The following is a 17,185-nucleotide window of genomic DNA, read 5'->3' on the forward strand; positions in this document are numbered from 1 at the left end:
GATGCGGATGAACGGGCCAACAGGCGCAGTACTATGCCGGTCATGGAGGGACCAGCCATGACCGTTGCTCTGGTATTACTGGCAGCGTATGTGCTGGACCGGTTGGTCGGCGATCCCCGCAGCCTGCCCCATCCTGTGGTGCTCATGGGGAAGGCGATAACAGCACTGGAGCGGCTGATCCGCCGCTTCGTCCGACAGCCACGCAGCCTGAAACGGGCCGGAGTGCTGCTGCCGCTGCTCGTCGCGGGCGGCAGCTGGCTGCTGACAGCAGCGCTTCTGTGGCTGCTGTCCGTGATCTCGCCTTGGCTGGCTCTGGCGGCGGAAGCCTGGCTGATCTCCACAACCATAGCCGCCAAGGGGCTGAAGGATGCCGGGATGGCTGTCTATGTGGAGCTGCGCAAGGGAGATCTTCCAGCGGCCCGGCAAGCGCTGGGAATGATTGTCGGCCGGGACACAGTTTCGCTGGAGAGTCCGGAAATTGTGCGCGGCACCGTAGAGACTGTTGCCGAGAATATCGTCGATGCGATTATCTCTCCGCTGTTCTACGCTTTGCTCGGCGGTGCGCCGCTGGCGATGGCCTACCGCGCCGTGAACACGCTGGATTCCATGGTCGGCTACAAGAACGATAAATACCGCGACCTCGGCTGGGCTTCCGCCCGGCTCGATGATGTTGCTAATTACATACCGGCGCGGATTACAGCGCTGCTGTTAACCCTATGCGCAAGGCTGCTGCGGCTGGACTGGCGCAGGTGCTGGAGCACCGTACGCCGCGACGCCCGCCTGCATCCCAGCCCGAACAGCGGCTATCCGGAGTCAGCTGTAGCCGGAGCGCTCGGCATCCGGCTGGGCGGAGTCAACGTTTATCACGGCGTAGCCTCATTCCGTGCCTATATGGGCGAACCGCTGCGAAGTCTGGAGCCGGAGGATATTATCGTCACCTCCCGGATGATGCTGCTGTCTTCTTCAATATTTGTAGTCCTCTGTGCAACGCTGGCCTTCATAGGGACGGGGGGCTGAGCCGGGAATGGAAAACACCGGACATCAGCAAACACCGAATCCCGGCCGGCAGCAGCGACAAATAGAGCTGGAGCTGGTATTGCTTCGCCATGGGCATACGAAATGGAACAAGGAGCGCCGTTATCTGGGGAGCAGCGATTTACCGCTGCTGCCGGAGGAACGGGAGAATCTGGCTGCATTAAGAGAACAGCCGGAACTGGCGGGCAGCTTCTGGCGTGTATACTGCAGTGATTTGCTCCGCTGCCGGGAGACTTTGCACTGCATTGCTCCCTCGCTGGAAGCTGAAACTGTCTATGATTCCCGCTTACGGGAGATGTGTTTTGGGGCATGGGAAGGCTGCACGTATGAGCAGCTGAAGAATAATCCACTGTACAGAAGCTGGATTGATGATCCATCGGCAGTTACGCCGCCGAGCGGGGAACCCTGGGAGGCGTTTACCTCCAGGCTGGAGCATTTTATGAGCGGGTTGGTGCTCGAAGCGAAAGCCGGGGAGAGCTTACCGGGGTATCGATGTTCAGCTCAGGGGGAGAGCAAGGAAAATAACAGCCCGGGTGCCGCTGTATTCAGCGGAAAGCTCTTGAAACTGCGAGTGCTGATTGTTACACACGGCGGTGTCATCCGCCAATGGCTGGCGAAGGCTGGGTCCGGGTTGACGTTCCACACGACAGCAGCACCGCCGCCGGGAACGGTGGCGGTGCTGCACCTGGTGTTGCAGGCAGAAGGCTGGGCATTAAGCAGAACGGAAATGTGAATTTAAGCTGCTGCGTTTGGCGGGAGTCGTGATTCACGGGCTATAAGCTCTATAAGCTCTATAAGCTCTATAAGCTCTATAAGCTCTATAAGCTCTATAAGCTCTATAAGCTCTATAAGCTCTATAAGCTCTATAAGCTCTATAAGCTCTATAAGCTCTGTAAACTCTATAAAGCTCTATAAAGCTCTATAAAGCTCTATAAAGCTCTATAAGCTCGTAAACTAGTAAGCTCTTGAAGCTCTTGAAGCTCTTGAAGCTCTTGAAGCTCTGTAAGCTCTGTAAGCTCTGTAAGCTCAATCAGGCTTCTGTTACCCCGCTGCCTTTTTTTAACGCAGATTCATCTTTTACCATGGCTGCCTCCTTCCCGTCTGGCAATAACAGTGCCGGAAGGAAAGAGACCACAGCAAAACCGATCGACCACCAGAAGGCGACATTATAGGCCCCGGCAACGGTAAGGGCGCCCGAGGCAGCGTGGCTTGAGAGCTGATGCGATATGACGGTAGCCAGGATGGCGGCGCCGAAGGCTCCCCCGATCGTCTGGAAAATCCGCAGTGCAATGCTGGCATCGGCCACCTGGTCTTTGCGCAGTCCGACATAGGCGGAGACCATGACCGGGATGAGTAGACCATTCAGTGCCGCCCCCCGGAGCACGAGTGCAGCCGCGAGCAATATCTGATTGGTATCCGGACCGGCAAAGGCAAAGGGCAGGGTGGAAATAATCGTTACCGCAAGACTTATGATCACGATGAGCCGTGAACCGATACGGTCAGACAGGCTGCCGATCCAGCTCCGGGTCAATAACATCCCGATTCCTTGCGGAATCAGCAGGACTCCGGTAAACAGCACGCTTTCACCCCGTACCTGCTGATAGTATAATGGCAGAAGCAGCAGGGCTCCGTTCATGACCATGCCTCCAAGAAACACGGTAGCATTCGAAGCGGAGAAAATACGGGATTTAAACAAGCGAAGATCAAGTAGCGGTGTTCGGTTAGTCCGTAGCGCGTAAACAATAAATGAAGCCATAAGCACAAGACCAATCACCAGCGGAATGCTCACTTCCTTGCTGTTCAAGCCGCCATATTGGCTGATTTGGGCAATGCCATAAATTAGGATGGCGAATGCAGGGGACAGCAGCAGAAGGCCGGTAAGGTCGAGCGGCTGTTTGCGCGCAGAAGGCTGGTCTGCAGGAATTCCCCGTGAGGCCAGCCACAGGGCGATTAAGCTGATAGGGATATTGACGTAAAAAATCCAGCGCCAGCTCAGGCCGTTGATAATTACCCCGCCCAGTACCGGGCCGAGAATCGGACCCAGCAGGGTAGGAATGCCGATAATGGATATGACGCGTCCAAGACTTTTGCCGGCGGACTGGACAAGCACGGTTTGCAGCGTGGGGATCAATATGCCTGCACCCACCCCCTGCACCAGCCGGAAGGCGATCAGACTGCCCGGATTCCAGGCGAGCGCGCAAAGGATGGAACCGGCTAAAAATACGGTGAGTGAAAATAGATACACCCTTTTACCGCCAAAACGGTTAACCGCCCAGCCGGAGACCGGTATGGATATACCCATAGTCAGTACATATCCGGTTACCACCCATTGGATCACAGAAACGGTGCTGCCTAAGTCCAGGGTAAGCGTCTTGATGGCTACGTTGACCATAGTTGAGTCAAAAAGCGGGGCGAGTGCACCGAATACCAGAATAAGAGCTACTTTTAGAATGGCCGGGTCAATTTTTTCAGCAGATTTACTTTTTGCCATGGAAATACTCCTCTCCTATCTCTATAGAGTACGGTACGTACCGTACTCTATGTGATTAAGATAGTTCAATTTGACTTGAAATGCAAGAATAAATTTATGAAAATAATGAAGGGGGGAACTAAATAATGGCCGAGAAAAAGAAGAACTCTTCTGCAGAGCCTGCTGACGGGGAAGAGCAAACCACGGGCGGACGCCGCCGCGGAGATGTGCTGGAGAATGCGATTTTGCAGGCTGCGTGGGATGAATGGAATGAAGTTGGTTATAACCGCCTGACCATGGAGAATATCGCGCTGCGGGCAAAAACCAATAAGAATGCGGTCTACCGCCGCTGGCCGAACAAGACTGCAATCGTCGCTGCCGCCATAGGCAAACATCTGGTGAAGCCGGACAGCTTCGGTCTTACACCGGATACCGGTGATTTGCGCGGTGATATGCTCGCCCTGCTGCTTGGCATTGTGAAACCGATGGAAATGATCGGCGCCGAGACCATTCATGGTCTGATGACTGAATATTACGGGGGGAGTCTGATTGCTTCCCTGCCGGAAATGCTGCATAGCCAGACTGAAAATAAGCTTACAGCGGCTATCCAAGCCATTCTGCAGAATGCCGAGAAACGCGGAGAGCTTAATCTGGCAGATTTGAGTCCCCGCGTCATCTCGCTTCCTGCAGACCTGCTGGTGTATGAACTCCTTACCACCCATGAGCCGGTAGCGGAATCCACGATTACAGGGATTATCGATGACATTTTCATGCCGCTTGTAAGGCCGAAGCAGTGATATGCATATGCTGAACACCCCTCCCTGGAGATAAGGAGGGGTGTTCATATTTACGGATTTCCGTAAGAGAGCTATTCGGTCCAGGAACGGTAGATGCGCCGCACCTCCCGGAATGACTGCTTAGGTTTGCGGTATTCATTAACAAGGCCCTTATTGTTGAAGCCGCGGGCGCGGTCACGGAAGCTCTTGCTGGTGCTCTTCAGATCGCCGCGGATGTCTGCAAACTGCCAGATGAAGGTTCCGCCGATCCGGGGATCGTTACGGAAGATCGCCAGTGCCCCGGTAACAATATAGGCCTGATAATCCTCGCTGAACAATCGGGGCTCCCAGCCTACATCGCCGGACAGCCCTGCACCGCCGAACTCGGTCATCAGCACCGGCCTGTCACCGGCTCCCAGCCGCTCTGCCCGCTCATGGAACTGCTCCAGCATGTCTTTAAAGCCTCCCACCTCACCTTCGTACCAGCCAAAATATTTATTAATGCCGATGACATCGAACAGGGGCAGCAAAATATCTTCCAGCGGGTGCATGGTCGCATAGGTAACCAGCCTGGAAGTATCGAGACTTCTCACCAGGCCGACCAGAGCCTGTGTGAAGACATAGGCCTCCTGTGTGCGGCTGTCAATCTCATTATGAACCGACCAGAAGATGACAGACGGATGATGAACATGCAAGCCGATCATTTCTTCAATCATGGTAAGTGCACGCTGCTGAAAGAGCGGCTCACTTACCGTTTCGTTCGGCAGGGCAGCTCCCCAGATCGGGATTTCGCTCCAGTACACCAGGCCGTGTTCATCGAGCAGATCAAGCCAATAAGAGCTCTGGGGATAATGCGAGCCCCGGACGGAATTGCAGCCCAGCTCCAGTATGATATCAAGCTCTTTGTGCATCAGCTTCGGGGGAAAGGCAAAACCCCACTCGGGATGCTCCTCATGACGGTTAACCCCCTTTAAATAGACCGGAGTGCCGTTAATTAAGATGCGCTGATCCTTCGTCTCAATCCGGCGGAAGCCGATCCGTTCGGTCTTGTCGTCTTCCTCTGTCCGTACCTGAAAGGAATACAGTTCCGGATGGCCGACATTCCACAGGCGCACCTCAGGCAGGAGAAGTTTGAAGGTGTGGCTGAAGGTCTAGCCAGCCTCAATCCGGACTTCTTCCGAGTGCAATTCATGTCCGCCTTCGCTAAGTGTCAGTCTAGTCGACTGCTGCACCTGCAGGAATGAGCGGATCTGTACATGAACAGAGACATCGGCGTCCGCGCCATGGAGCGCATAGTCAATTTTCAATTGTTCAATATACAAATCGGGCAGATATTGCAGCTCGCAAGGCCGGATGATGCCGCCGTAATGGAACCAGTCCACCTGCTCGGTCGGAATCGTCAGGCGGTCCAGCGTGCTGTCCGTCCGGACGACAAGCTCATGCTCACCTGCGGCCAGGGAAGGAACAATGAATTCAAAGGGGGTAAATCCGCCGTAGTGGTAGCCAAGATGCCGGCCGTCCAGATACACATCAGAATGGCCCAGCACAGCATGAAAGATCAGCCGGACATGCTGCGCCGCCTGAATCTGCACTTTTTTCCGGTACCAGGCGACTCCTTCGTATTCGTACATACCCAGTTCATTATTCCAGCAGGAGGGTACATAGAGAGATTGTGAAGAATGTGGAAAACGCTCATACCATTGTTCTTGAATCCCTGCATTAAGCGGATCCTGCACAAAGTCCCAAGGCCCGTCCAGTAATTCTGTTCTGCGAATCTGATGCTGGCGAAAAGTCCTTAACAAGCCGATTCCTCCTCATTATTGTCCGGTATATTGTCAAATACAGGCATCCTGATAATATGGATAGTAACATTCTGCGTTTCAGCATTGAATGGAAAAAAACGCTAATGTCTTGTATAAATCGCGCTTTAAGCTATAGGGGGAGACATGACTTGGAAGCGGCCGGCTACAACTTGAATGACCTCAACGTGCATATCCATTTCGTACTGGACAAGGTTACCTATCCGGGCTGGGAGGATATCCGCAATATGGTGAATGTGCATAGCCTGTACTGGGTTCATGAGGGAGCGGGCATTTTCCGGACCAATGTTGAACATCAGGTGCAGGCTGGAATGCTGATCTATTTGAAACCGGGCCTCCAGTTGTCCATGCGTTCGGAGATGGATGCTCCGCTCCGCATGACGATGCTGCTGTTCGATTGTGCAGAGCTCGGCTATGATGCGGTTTGGAAGGATGTGCAGCCCATCGGTACCCTGAGACTTCCCTTCTTAAGCCAGTAATGTGACCAGCAGGCAGAGGAATTAGGCCGGTTGTTCCGGGAGATTCATCAGGACTGGCTGCCCGGACTGACCGCCGGTACAGCCGTCTCCCGGGCTAAATCGCAGATTCTGCTGCATAAGCTTCACCAGACCGTACAAGCCGACTGGAATCTGCCGGAGTCCGGAGCCTTCGCTGCCTTTGAACAGATTAAGAGTAAGCTCGAGAACGCTTATATGGAACATCACCGGATCGAAAAGCTAGCTGATGAATATGGCATTTCCGCTTCTTACTTGCGCAAGCTGTTCCTGAAGCATACAGGCATGGGCCCGAAGGAATACCATATGCATATACAGAACCAGCAGGCCTGCCGCTATCTCATATTTACCGGTTATCCGGTCAGAGAAATCGCCAAATTATGCGGCTTTTACGAGGAATATCATTTCAGCAAAATATTCAAGCAGTTAAACGGTGTCTCCCCGACCCTTTACCGCAGCAGACAGAGAAATGGAGAATAAATTACCTATAGAACCACAGGCGGGAGAAAAAGCCGGGGCTGTGGTTCTTTTTTTACGGGAAAGACTATGCCATGATAGCTATGGGGGGCGACTTACGCATGTTTAAGGATTTCAAGCTCATTGCCGGACGGCCGGTATATATTCAGGTTAAGGATTATATGAAAAGCCTCATTCTAAGGGGCGCCCTCCAAGGGGAGCAAAAGCTGCCCTCTACCCGGGAATTGAGCCTGCTGCTTGCGGTGAGCCGCAATTCCGTCATTTCCGCCTATACGGCGCTGGAGGATGACGGCTTCGCCTACACGGTGCAGGGGCAGGGCAGCTATGTGGCGTCTGCGGCTGCTTCGGATAGCACCACAGCAGTCTCGGCCTGGACGATGGACTGGAAGACCCGCTTAAGCAGCAGAGCACTGCTGGCGGAGGAGCTGGATATTATGAAGCGCGGCATCCGCGCGGGTAAGGGTACGATTTCTTTTACCAGCATCGCACCTGATGAAAGCCTGTTCGACCTGGACAATGTAAAACGGGCATTTCTGGACCGGATGTCCGTGGAAGGCAATGTTCTGCTGAACTATGGCTATGCCAAGGGGTATAAGCCTTTAATAGATTATTTGCGGCAATATATGGAGCACAAGGGCGTAGACATGCGCGGCAAGGATCTGCTGATTACAAACGGGTTCACGGAGGGCTTTGATATTGTGTTGTCTGCACTGGGGCAGCGGCATGGAGCGGTGCTCTGTGAGAATCCCACCCATCATACGGCACTCAAAAACCTGCGGCTGAACGGCTTTGACATCAGAGGGGTGGCGATGGAGCCTGACGGCATTCACCTGGGTGAGCTGAAGCGGGCTCTGGAGGAAGAGGAGGTTGATTGTGCGTATTTCGTGCCTTCCTACCACAATCCAACCGGAATTGTGATGTCGCCCGAGAAAAGACAGGGACTCATGAAGCTGATGGCAGAATACAGGGTGCCGGTGATTGAGGACGGGTTCAACGAGGAGCTGCGGTATTCGGGCTCCCATGTGGCTCCGCTGATCGCAGCAGCCGGGAGCGGCAACAGTATTATCTACCTGGGGAGCTTCTCCAAGGTACTGTTTCCCGGGCTTCGGGTGGGCTGGGTGCTGGCGGATCAGGAGCTGATTTATGTGCTCGAAAGCGTCAAGCGGGCACGCAGCATTCATACCTCAACGCTGGATCAGTCGATCCTGTATCAGTATCTGCTCGGTGGCCATTTGGAGAAATTTCTGAAACGGGCCAGAACGGAATATAAACGGAAATACGAGCTGACGATGGCCTGCTGCAAGGAATGTCTGCCCTATTCCCGGATAAGCGGTGACGGGGGCCTGCATCTTTTTGTTACTTTCCCCAAAGGCTTCAGCACAAGAGAGCTGCTGGCGGCCTGCCGGGAGCAGGGGGTTATTTTTACAGCGGGAGATATCTTCTTTACGGACGGAACCGGACAACATACGCTGCGGCTGGGCTTCTCGAGGGTAGCGGACGAAGATATACGCAGGGGAATTGAGATTATCGGGAGGACAGCACGGCAACTACTGGGATGAAGAGGGGTATGGAGATGTTAAAAGTAGGCGTAATTATGGGCGGGGTATCCTCTGAATATGAGGTGTCGCTGAATACCGGCAGAGAAATGCTGAAGCACTTGGACCGGAGCAAATACGAGGCGGTGCCGGTAGTCATTACAGAGCGCGGACAGCTGATTGATCAGGTAAAAGGGCTGGATTTCGCACTGCTGGCGCTCCACGGCGCCTACGGCGAGGACGGAACGGTGCAGGGCACGCTGGAGACGCTCGGTATCCCCTATTCCGGGAGCGGCGTGCTGTCCAGCAGCCTGTGCATGGATAAACATCTGTCCAAAACCATCCTCAGAAGCCAGGGAATCCTGACCCCGGATTGGCTGTGCTGGGACAGCATGGATGATTATGCGCCGGAAGCGGTGGAACGCCTCGGATATCCGGTCATGGTTAAGCCGAATTCGGGCGGATCCAGTATCGGCATGTCGAAGGTGAACAATGCACAAGAGCTGCGGGGGGCGGTGGAAAAAGCATTTGCCGCAGACTGTTCCATTCTGATTGAAGGATTCACCGAAGGGCAGGAAATTACCTGCCCGATTCTAGGCGGCGACCTTCTGCCGGTCATTGGCATCCGCTCGCTGGGTGCGGACTGGTTCGACTATAGCGCCAAATATGCGCTAGGCGGAGCGGATGAACGTGTAATCCAGCTGTCTCTGGGGACTCACGAACGGGTGCGTACGGCAGCATTTGCCTGCTATAAGGCGCTGAAGTGCTCCGTCTATGCCCGGGTGGATATGCTGCTGAAAGATGGCGTTCCCTATGTCCTTGAAGTGAACACCCTGCCGGGGATGACCGAAACCAGCCTGCTGCCGCGAAGCGCACTCGCTGCCGGCTACACCTTCAGCAGCCTGCTCGATGCCATCATTGCCGGTTCGCTGCAGGCGCGGGGAGCTCAAGCGGGGGAGGTACCGGCTGCGAAGGGATCAAACGAAGCGGGTGCGGAAGCCGGAGAGCAGGCAACGCAGGCAGATAAAAGGATGCAGGAGGTGACCGGCCATGCTTAAAGAGTCTTCACTTCAGCGCACGCTGGGGCAAAAGTGGATTGCCCCGCGTGTGCGGGAGATTGCGCCTTCGGGCATCCGCGCTTTTTTTGATCTTACTGCCGGTAACAACGATATAATATCACTCGGTGTGGGGGAGCCGGATTTCGCAACGCCAGAGCATATAAGAGCTGCCTGCATCCGGGCGCTTGAGCGCGGAGAAACTATGTATACGCCAAATGCCGGGCTGCCGGAGCTGCGGGAGGAAATTGCCCGTTATCTGCATAACGGGTTTGGGCTGCAGTATGATGCTGCAGACGAAGTGATCGTCACTGTAGGCAGCAGTGAAGCGCTGGATCTGGCACAGCGCGCCTTCACCGCTCCGGGTGATGAAGTGATTATCCCTTCGCCCAGCTATATCGCCTATTCCCCGATTGCCCATCTGAACGGGGGCACACTGGTAGAGGTTGAGACTCCTGCGGAGCAGAGCTTTAAGCTGACGGCCGAAGCGCTGGAGAAGGTCATCACCCCGCGCTCCAAGCTGCTGATGCTGAACTTCCCGAGCAATCCTACAGGCGCGGTGATGTCTTACGAAGACTGGCTGCCTATCGCCGAACTGGTTAAAAAGCATAACCTGCTGGTGCTCTCGGATGAAATCTATGCCGAGCTGACCTATGACAGCAGGCATGCCAGCATTGCTGCGCTTCCCGGCATGAAGGAGCGGACCATCGTGATCAGCGGCTTCTCGAAGGCCTTCGCGATGACCGGCTGGCGCGTAGGGTATGCCTGCGGCAACCGCGAGCTGCTGGCTGCAATGCTGAAGATTCATCAGTACACCGCGATGTGTGCGCCGGTACTGGGACAGATTGCAGCCCTTGAATCCCTGCGCAGCGGACTGCGCGACAAGGATCAGATGAAGGAATGTTTCCGGCAGCGCAGAACGCTGTTTGTGGAAGGTCTCCGCACCATCGGACTCCACTGCCATGAGCCGCAGGGGGCATTCTATGCCTTCCCGTCGATTGCCCATACGGGGCTGCAATCGGAAGAATTTGCCGTGCGGCTGCTGCGGGAAGCAGGCGTGGCTGCTGTTCCCGGGCATGTGTTCGGAAGCGGCGGAGAGGGGCACATCCGCTGCTCCTATGCGACCTCTACGGCCAAACTGAACGAGGCGCTGGAGCGGATGGAAGGATTTATGAAGGTTAGAATATAACGGATTCCCTAACGGATACAACAATGGTAAAAATGTAATTGTACGATCCTGTTATATCCCCTATAATCCTAAAGGAAGAAACAGGGATATGCAGTATAATAGCTTGCGGCCGCAGCATGTTGGCGATCGGCCCCTTCTTCGCAGAAGGGGCCTTTTTGCGTACGGAGCAGAACCCTATGAACATAGCCGGCAATAGTTACTTGAAGCACCTAAAATATGCGATTATACATCAGCACAGGAGGAATAATCTATGATCTCAGCAATTGAAGCAGTAATCGGACGGATTGTCCCGGCCGATCAGGAAGCAATCCGGCGCGCGGAGCAGCGGCTGGATATACTGACTAAGCCGCCGGGCAGCCTTGGCCGGCTTGAGACGCTGGCCGTGCGGCTGGCGGGCATCTCCAAGACGGAACAGCCGGCTTACGGCAAACGCACGGTGGTGGTAATGGCTGCCGATCACGGCGTATGCAGTGAAGGGGTCAGCGCTTTTCCGCAGGAGGTCACCGTGCAGATGGCTTACAATATCCTCAGCGGCGGCGCAGGAGTGAATGTACTCGCCCGTCAGGCCGGTGCTGAGGTGAAGCTGGTGGATATCGGTGTGGGGGCGGACTTGAGCCATCCCGGGCTGATTGATCATAAAGTACGCTTCGGCAGCGGGAATATGGCACAGGGGCCTGCGATGAGCCGGGAGGAAGCGCAGCGGGCTATTTTGGCCGGGATCAGCGTGGCTGAGGAAGCGGTGAAGAGCGGGACGGAGATTTTTATTACCGGCGAAATGGGCATCGGCAATACTACGGCCAGTGCTGCAGTTCTCTGCGCGCTGCAAGGCATTCCGGCAGACACGGCAGTAGGCCGGGGCACCGGGATTGATGATGAGCGGCTGCGTCATAAAATCGCCGTTGTGGAACGGGCGCTTCGGCTCAATGCCCCGGATGCCGGGGATGCCATCGATGTATTGTCCAAAGTAGGCGGGCTGGAGATTGCCGGTCTTGCCGGTCTGATTCTTGGTGCGGCAGCGGCCGGAGTTCCCGTCGTTCTGGACGGCTTCATCTCCGGCGCAGCAGCTCTTGCTGCCAAGTCGCTTGCCCCGGAATCCATCCATTACATGATTGCCTCCCATGTTTCCGGCGAGCAGGGCCATAAGCTCATGCTGGAACGTCTGGGCCTGGAAGCGCTGCTTGACCTCGGGCTGCGCCTCGGTGAAGGAACAGGAGGAGTTCTCTGCCTGCATCTGATTGAAGCGGTCAGCCGGATTATGCGTGAAATGGCTACCTTTGAAAGCGCGGGGGTCTCCGGGGCGGAGAGCCGATGAGCATTCTCGTAACAGGCGGGGCGCGCAGCGGTAAGAGCAGCTTTGCTGAGCGCCTGACACTGTCGCTGGCGGATGAAGCGTTGTATGTAGCAACCGGACAGGCGTTCGACAAAGAAATGAAGGCGCGGATCGCCCTGCACCGCCGGCAGCGCGAAGCAAATGGCGGCCAGTGGGAGACGCTGGAGGAGCCGCTTGATCTGCCGGCATTACTTGAGCGCCTCTCGGGCGGAAAGGCTGTACTTGTGGACTGTCTGACGCTCTGGCTCTCCAATGTGCTGCTGGACGTAGAGGGCGAGACGGACAGACAGGAGAGGGTAGAACAGGAGATCGCGAGGCTTGAGCAGAGCGTAGCCGCCTTCGAAGGGACGCTTGTTCTTGTGACAAATGAGGTCGGTGACGGCATCGTGCCGGAATATGCGCTCGGGCGGCTGTACCGGGATTTGGCCGGCAGGATGAATGCACAGCTGGCCCGGCACTGCCGTCAGGTCTTTCTGGTCACTGCCGGCATTCCGGTTGAATTGAAAAGCAGGGAGTACAAGCTGTGAGTGCACGGAGGGATGCCGCTGCTGCGTTTCAGTTTCTGTCCCGCTTCCCGGTTAAGGATGGCGGGGATTTCTCGCCGGAGCTGCTGCGGCGCAGCGTGGTCTATTATCCGCTGGTCGGTGCGGCAATCGGGCTTGTCACTGCGCTTGGTGCGGCCGCTGCTGTCTGGCTGCTGCCAGCCTGGCCTGCCGCTGTAATTACCCTCATCCTGTGGGTGGGACTTACGGGCGGACTGCATCTGGACGGCTGGATGGACAGCGCCGATGCGCTGCTCAGCTACCGCTCGCGGGAGCGGATGCTGGAGATTATGAAGGACAGCCGCGTGGGAGCCATGGGTGTGCTGGCCTGCGTGCTGCTCCTGCTGCTTAAGGCTTCGCTGCTGGCAGCTTTTATCGGAGGCAGCCAGTATTATACGCTGCCGATGCTGCTGCTTCCGCCGGTCTGGAGCCGCTGGTACATGGTGCGGGCGATGGCCCGCTACCCTGCTGCCCGCGGCAGTGAAGGCCTGGCAGCGGGCTTCGCCGCGCTGCCGCTGAGGCAGGAGCGGCGCACGCTGCTGCTCGCCGCCCTGCTGACACTGCCCGCTGCCGCTGCGCCTTTGGCGCTCGGCGCGGGAGGCACGGCCTGGCCGCAGCAGCTGGCGGCGGCCTGCCTGGCTCCGCTTGCCGCGGTGGCCTGCGGCACCTTGACGGCGCGGCGGATCAGCAGCCGGCTCGGCGGGCTCACCGGCGACGTGTACGGCGCGCTGAACGAGCTGCTGGAAGCAGTGGTACTGCTGCTTCTTGTGCTGCTGCAGCACAACCTGATGTAGCTGGTTGCGGCTTAGCCGCAAGCCATACGCCGCAAGCCACATACCGAAAGCAGGAAGAGAGCGAGGACCCATACATGGAACAACAAACTGAACTACAACCACAGCAGCGGCCTGCGGCTGTGCTGATGATACAGGGAACGGCCTCGGATGTCGGCAAGAGCCTCGTTACCGCTGCCATTGGCCGGATTCTGGTACAGGACGGCTATCGCACTGCCCCATTTAAATCCCAAAACATGGCGCTCAATTCCTATGTCACGCTGGACGGCAAAGAAATCGGCCGGGCCCAGGGCATGCAGGCCGAGGCTTTCGGCATTACAGCTACCACCGATATGAATCCGATTCTGCTGAAGCCTTCAGGCGAGATGAGCGCACAGATTGTAGTACACGGCGTGCCGCATGCGGCACTGAGTGCGCGGGAGTACCGCGAGAAGTTCCTTCCCGAGGCGAAGGAGACGGTGATGTCTGCGCTCGGACGGCTGCGTGACAGCTATGATGCCGTGTTGATGGAGGGCGCCGGAAGTCCGGCCGAGATTAACCTGAAGGCACGGGATATTGTGAATATGAATCTCGCAGGCTGGGCTGACGCTCCGGTATTACTGGTTGCGGATATTGACCGTGGGGGCGTCTTCGCATTTCTGGTAGGCACCCTGGAGCTGCTGGAGCCGCATGAACGGGCACGCGTCAAAGGCTTCATCATCAACAAATTCCGCGGTGATCTCTCCCTGCTGCAGCCGGGGCTGGACTGGCTGGAGGAGCGCACGGGTATTCCGGTGCTAGGCGTGCTGCCATTTCTGCCGCAGCTGCGGATCGAAGCGGAGGACTCCGTAGTTCTGGAAGGAACCTCGGGCCGATTGCAGCCCGGCAGCATTAAGGAGCTGGATATTGCGGTCATCCGCTATCCGCGAATCTCGAATTTTACTGATTTTGATCCGCTGGAGGATGAACCGGATACCGCGGTGCGTTATGTGACCTCATCCGGAGAACTTGGCACACCGGATGCCATTATTTTGCCGGGCACGAAGAATACAGCAGCCGATCTTACGTTCCTTAGACAGCAAGGGTTCCCGGAAGCGATATGGCATGCGCTCCATCAGGGAACTCTCCAGCTCGCCGGAATCTGCGGTGGCTATCAGATGCTCGGGCAGAAGCTGCTGGATCCGGACGCTGTGGAGAGCGCAGAGCCGGGAGAAAGTGAGGGGCTAGGCTATCTCCCGCTGTCGACAGCTTTTCTGCAGCATAAAACGACCGTGCGGGTGAATGGTGTCCTGGCCGCCGGCCATCCGCTGCAATTAAGCGGAATCTCTACGGCGGCAGCGGCCAATATCGCAGTGAGCGGATATGAAATCCATATGGGAACAACGACAAATCTGGAGCCCGCCGCTGTGCGCAGCCTGTTCAGGCTGGAAGTTGCGGATGGGCAGGAGCAGCTTGAAGGCTGGGGCTCACCTGACGGCAAGATATGGGGGACATACCTGCACGGCCTGTTCCATAATGATGAGCTGCGCCGCAGCTGGCTTGATGGTCTGCGGAAGGCTAAAGGGCTGACGCCGCTGGCAGCAACCTTCTCATCGGCAGAGCTGCGTGAACAGGAGTTTGACCGGCTGGCTGCATCTGTACGGGAGAACCTTGATATGGAGGCTGTGTACACAATTATGGGCCTGCCCAGGGAAGAGGAATAAGAGTGTCCATGGCGATTTCTGCTGTTTATGGTGGCTGACTGGCCAAGATCGGCAGCGGGTATCTTGACCTAGCTCTGGTTGCGGGAATCACGTCCGCTCCAATAAGCTAGTGCGGCATTATAAAAGGGACTCTCCGGAAGCTAGCAGCTTCCAGGGAGTCCCTTGGTTTGATTGCAGATGTTATGATCGGGGCGGGGCTAAATTTTGAACTGCCGCACGGCTTCCTGCAGTCTGACTGCTTGTTCGTGCAGATGCTCTACGGTCATTGCATGACCTTCCAGCTCCTGATACTGCCGGGATGAGTTCTCGGCAAGCGAGTCCGCATTGGAGCGGGACTTGGCAGTAATCTGTGCCGCTTCCTCCACAGAGGCGCTGACTTCTTCGGTTCCGGCGGAGATTTGCTGAGTGGCAGCCGAGACGGACTGAATACTGTGGTTGATGCTCTGAATAAGAATGAGCAGCTGGTTGAAGGCATTTCCTGCTTCAACTACTTTGCTGACACCGGAAGAGACCTCCGAGTTTACGTGATTCATCTCTTCTACCGAACGGTTCATATCCTCCTGCAGACCCAGCAGGAAATCGCGAATCTGCTCATTGGATTCCTTCGACTGCTCGGACAGCTTGCGTACCTCTCCGGCAACAACGGCAAAACCCCGGCCATGCTCGCCTGCACGCGCTGCTTCAATCGAGGCATTCAGCGACAGCATTTGGATCTGCTTCGTAATCTCCGTAATTCCCTGAACAACTTCACCGATCATTTGCGACCGTTCGTTCATGATGCGGAATTGCTCCAGTGAATGCACAGAGGCAACCTCTACCTGGCGCATTTGCTCTACTGCACTCTGGGCAATCTCATTGCCGCCCGTAGCCTCTGCGGAAGCTTCACTGATCTGCTCGGTAACCTCACCGGCGGCGGAAGCGATATGCTGGATGCCGACATTGATTTCATCCATGGCCCGGGAATTCTCCATAGCACTGCTGGCAATTGTGGCACTGCCTTTGCTGATCTCACTTACGGACTCAGAGGAACGCTGAGCCATTTCGTTCAGCACTTCAACCCGTGCTTTCAGATCATTGGCATCCGTGACGACGGTATTGGAGGTATCGAGAACCTGTCCAATCATATCTTTTAGCTTCTGGCCCATGCTGCGGAAGCTTTCAGACAGCTGGCTGACCTCATCGTTTCCTTGAATCACCAGTTCCTGAGTAAAGTCACCGCTGGCCATTTTGTTGCTGTATGCCGTAAGCTGGGTGAGCGGGCGGGTGATTCTGCGGCTCATGTAATAGGCGGCGGCAAGGCCGATAATCAGCGAAGCAAGTGTAATGGCCACACTGGTCCAGATAATGCTGTTGATTTTATCCTGAACAAAACCTACATCATAACTCACACCAATAATCATCGTGCTTCCGGGAATGCCAAGATAGGCTGTTTTATGTATACCGTGACTGTCGCTATATGTATCGCTGAGTCCTGTTTTTCCTTTGGCGGCCTGCTGCATTGCAGAGGTTACGGTAAGGCTTTCTTCAGCCTTCAGCTTAGAGCCTTGATCGGCAGTCAATACAGTAGCTTTACCTTCGGCCAGATTAATCAGAAAGACTGTTTCTACATCATGCTGCTCTTTTTTATCTTTAAAATAGAATTGAAGATTGGTTGCAGCCTGTTCGCTTTTATTCAGGGTCTGCTGTGCATGTGTTGCATTGATATTCTTGAATACATCTTGGGCAGCGCCAGACAGGAGCTTATTAATCTGCGGCATGACGTAGTTGTCGATCGTATTCATGGAAATAAAGTAGAAGCTGACACTTAGCACAAGAGACGTAAGCAATAATACGACAAACAATAAGAGCGTGAACTTGCGGCTGATCGAATTTTTAAAACGTACCATTTCATTCTCTCCTTCTTTTGTTTGGATGCATCGTATATCCCATTGCCCATGCTTTACAGCAGGGCAGGCAGCAATATATTCCGTAGGTCCAGGTCATATATCA

General features: G+C 55.6%; 16 protein-coding genes. 12 read left to right on the top strand and 4 right to left on the bottom strand.

Annotation, left to right across the window (positions count from 1 at the left end):
* The first annotated feature begins 57 nt into the window (after positions 1–57).
* Together cbiB and JRJ22_RS05335 are read left to right on the top strand one after the other, a co-directional pair.
* Positions 58–1,017, top strand: a complete 960-nt coding sequence (gene cbiB, locus JRJ22_RS05330; RefSeq protein WP_206104987.1) for an adenosylcobinamide-phosphate synthase CbiB — start codon at positions 58–60, stop codon at positions 1,015–1,017.
* 7 nt (positions 1,018–1,024) lie between these two features.
* Entirely contained in the window at positions 1,025–1,768 is a 744-nt protein-coding gene (locus JRJ22_RS05335) for a histidine phosphatase family protein (RefSeq protein ID WP_206103555.1), read from the top strand.
* Positions 1,769–2,065: 297 nt separating this feature from the next.
* Here the strand turns inward: JRJ22_RS05335 and JRJ22_RS05340 are convergent, their stop codons facing one another.
* The gene (locus tag JRJ22_RS05340; protein WP_206103556.1) at positions 2,066–3,526 is read right to left on the bottom strand and encodes an MDR family MFS transporter; all 1,461 of its coding nucleotides are present in this window, start codon (positions 3,524–3,526) and stop codon (positions 2,066–2,068) included.
* 125 nt (positions 3,527–3,651) lie between these two features.
* Between JRJ22_RS05340 and JRJ22_RS05345 the strand changes: the two genes are divergently transcribed.
* Positions 3,652–4,302, top strand: a complete 651-nt coding sequence (locus JRJ22_RS05345) for a TetR/AcrR family transcriptional regulator (protein WP_206103557.1) — start codon at positions 3,652–3,654, stop codon at positions 4,300–4,302.
* Between the two features lie 71 nt (positions 4,303–4,373).
* Here the strand turns inward: JRJ22_RS05345 and JRJ22_RS29135 are convergent, their stop codons facing one another.
* Together JRJ22_RS29135 and JRJ22_RS29140 are read right to left on the bottom strand one after the other, a co-directional pair.
* Positions 4,374–5,405 (bottom strand): glycoside hydrolase family 2 protein, encoded by a 1,032-nt coding sequence (locus tag JRJ22_RS29135; RefSeq protein ID WP_332461389.1) that lies wholly within the window; start codon positions 5,403–5,405, stop codon positions 4,374–4,376.
* A 27-nt stretch (positions 5,406–5,432) separates the two neighbouring features.
* The gene (locus JRJ22_RS29140) at positions 5,433–6,083 is read right to left on the bottom strand and encodes a sugar-binding domain-containing protein (protein WP_232381034.1); all 651 of its coding nucleotides are present in this window, start codon (positions 6,081–6,083) and stop codon (positions 5,433–5,435) included.
* 149 nt (positions 6,084–6,232) lie between these two features.
* On the opposite strand from JRJ22_RS29140, the gene JRJ22_RS05355 reads away from it, so the two are divergent.
* The 9 genes from JRJ22_RS05355 (at position 6,233) to JRJ22_RS05395 (ending at position 15,196) form a co-directional block, all read left to right on the top strand.
* Positions 6,233–6,580 carry an AraC family ligand binding domain-containing protein gene (locus JRJ22_RS05355; protein ID WP_206103558.1) on the top strand — a complete coding sequence of 116 codons (348 nt, stop codon included), beginning with the start codon at positions 6,233–6,235 and terminating at the stop codon, positions 6,578–6,580.
* A 30-nt stretch (positions 6,581–6,610) separates the two neighbouring features.
* Positions 6,611–7,075, top strand: a complete 465-nt coding sequence (locus tag JRJ22_RS05360; RefSeq protein WP_206103559.1) for a helix-turn-helix transcriptional regulator — start codon at positions 6,611–6,613, stop codon at positions 7,073–7,075.
* Positions 7,076–7,173: 98 nt separating this feature from the next.
* Positions 7,174–8,631 carry an aminotransferase-like domain-containing protein gene (locus JRJ22_RS05365; RefSeq protein ID WP_206103560.1) on the top strand — a complete coding sequence of 486 codons (1,458 nt, stop codon included), beginning with the start codon at positions 7,174–7,176 and terminating at the stop codon, positions 8,629–8,631.
* Between the two features lie 14 nt (positions 8,632–8,645).
* Positions 8,646–9,665 (top strand): D-alanine--D-alanine ligase, encoded by a 1,020-nt coding sequence (locus tag JRJ22_RS05370; RefSeq protein WP_206104988.1) that lies wholly within the window; start codon positions 8,646–8,648, stop codon positions 9,663–9,665.
* Complete coding sequence (locus JRJ22_RS05375) at positions 9,658–10,851, top strand: aminotransferase class I/II-fold pyridoxal phosphate-dependent enzyme (protein ID WP_206103561.1); 1,194 nt, start codon at positions 9,658–9,660, stop codon at positions 10,849–10,851. Before JRJ22_RS05370 ends, JRJ22_RS05375 begins: the two co-directional genes overlap by 8 nt.
* 250 nt (positions 10,852–11,101) lie before the next feature.
* Positions 11,102–12,163 carry a nicotinate-nucleotide--dimethylbenzimidazole phosphoribosyltransferase gene (gene cobT, locus JRJ22_RS05380; RefSeq protein WP_206103562.1) on the top strand — a complete coding sequence of 354 codons (1,062 nt, stop codon included), beginning with the start codon at positions 11,102–11,104 and terminating at the stop codon, positions 12,161–12,163.
* The gene (gene cobU, locus JRJ22_RS05385) at positions 12,160–12,708 is read left to right on the top strand and encodes a bifunctional adenosylcobinamide kinase/adenosylcobinamide-phosphate guanylyltransferase (protein WP_206103563.1); all 549 of its coding nucleotides are present in this window, start codon (positions 12,160–12,162) and stop codon (positions 12,706–12,708) included. The genes cobT and cobU overlap by 4 nt, the downstream gene beginning before the upstream one ends.
* Positions 12,705–13,517 (top strand): adenosylcobinamide-GDP ribazoletransferase, encoded by an 813-nt coding sequence (cobS, locus tag JRJ22_RS05390; RefSeq protein ID WP_206103564.1) that lies wholly within the window; start codon positions 12,705–12,707, stop codon positions 13,515–13,517. Before cobU ends, cobS begins: the two co-directional genes overlap by 4 nt.
* A gap of 74 nt (positions 13,518–13,591) precedes the next feature.
* Positions 13,592–15,196, top strand: a complete 1,605-nt coding sequence (locus JRJ22_RS05395; RefSeq protein ID WP_206103565.1) for a cobyric acid synthase — start codon at positions 13,592–13,594, stop codon at positions 15,194–15,196.
* Between the two features lie 197 nt (positions 15,197–15,393).
* On the opposite strand, the gene JRJ22_RS05400 is transcribed toward JRJ22_RS05395, so the two are convergent.
* Entirely contained in the window at positions 15,394–17,082 is a 1,689-nt protein-coding gene (locus JRJ22_RS05400; protein WP_206103566.1) for a methyl-accepting chemotaxis protein, read from the bottom strand.
* Positions 17,083–17,185: the final 103 nt, after the last annotated feature.

It is taken from the genome of Paenibacillus tianjinensis, assembly GCF_017086365.1.
Taxonomy (GTDB): domain Bacteria; phylum Bacillota; class Bacilli; order Paenibacillales; family Paenibacillaceae; genus Paenibacillus_AQ; species Paenibacillus_AQ tianjinensis.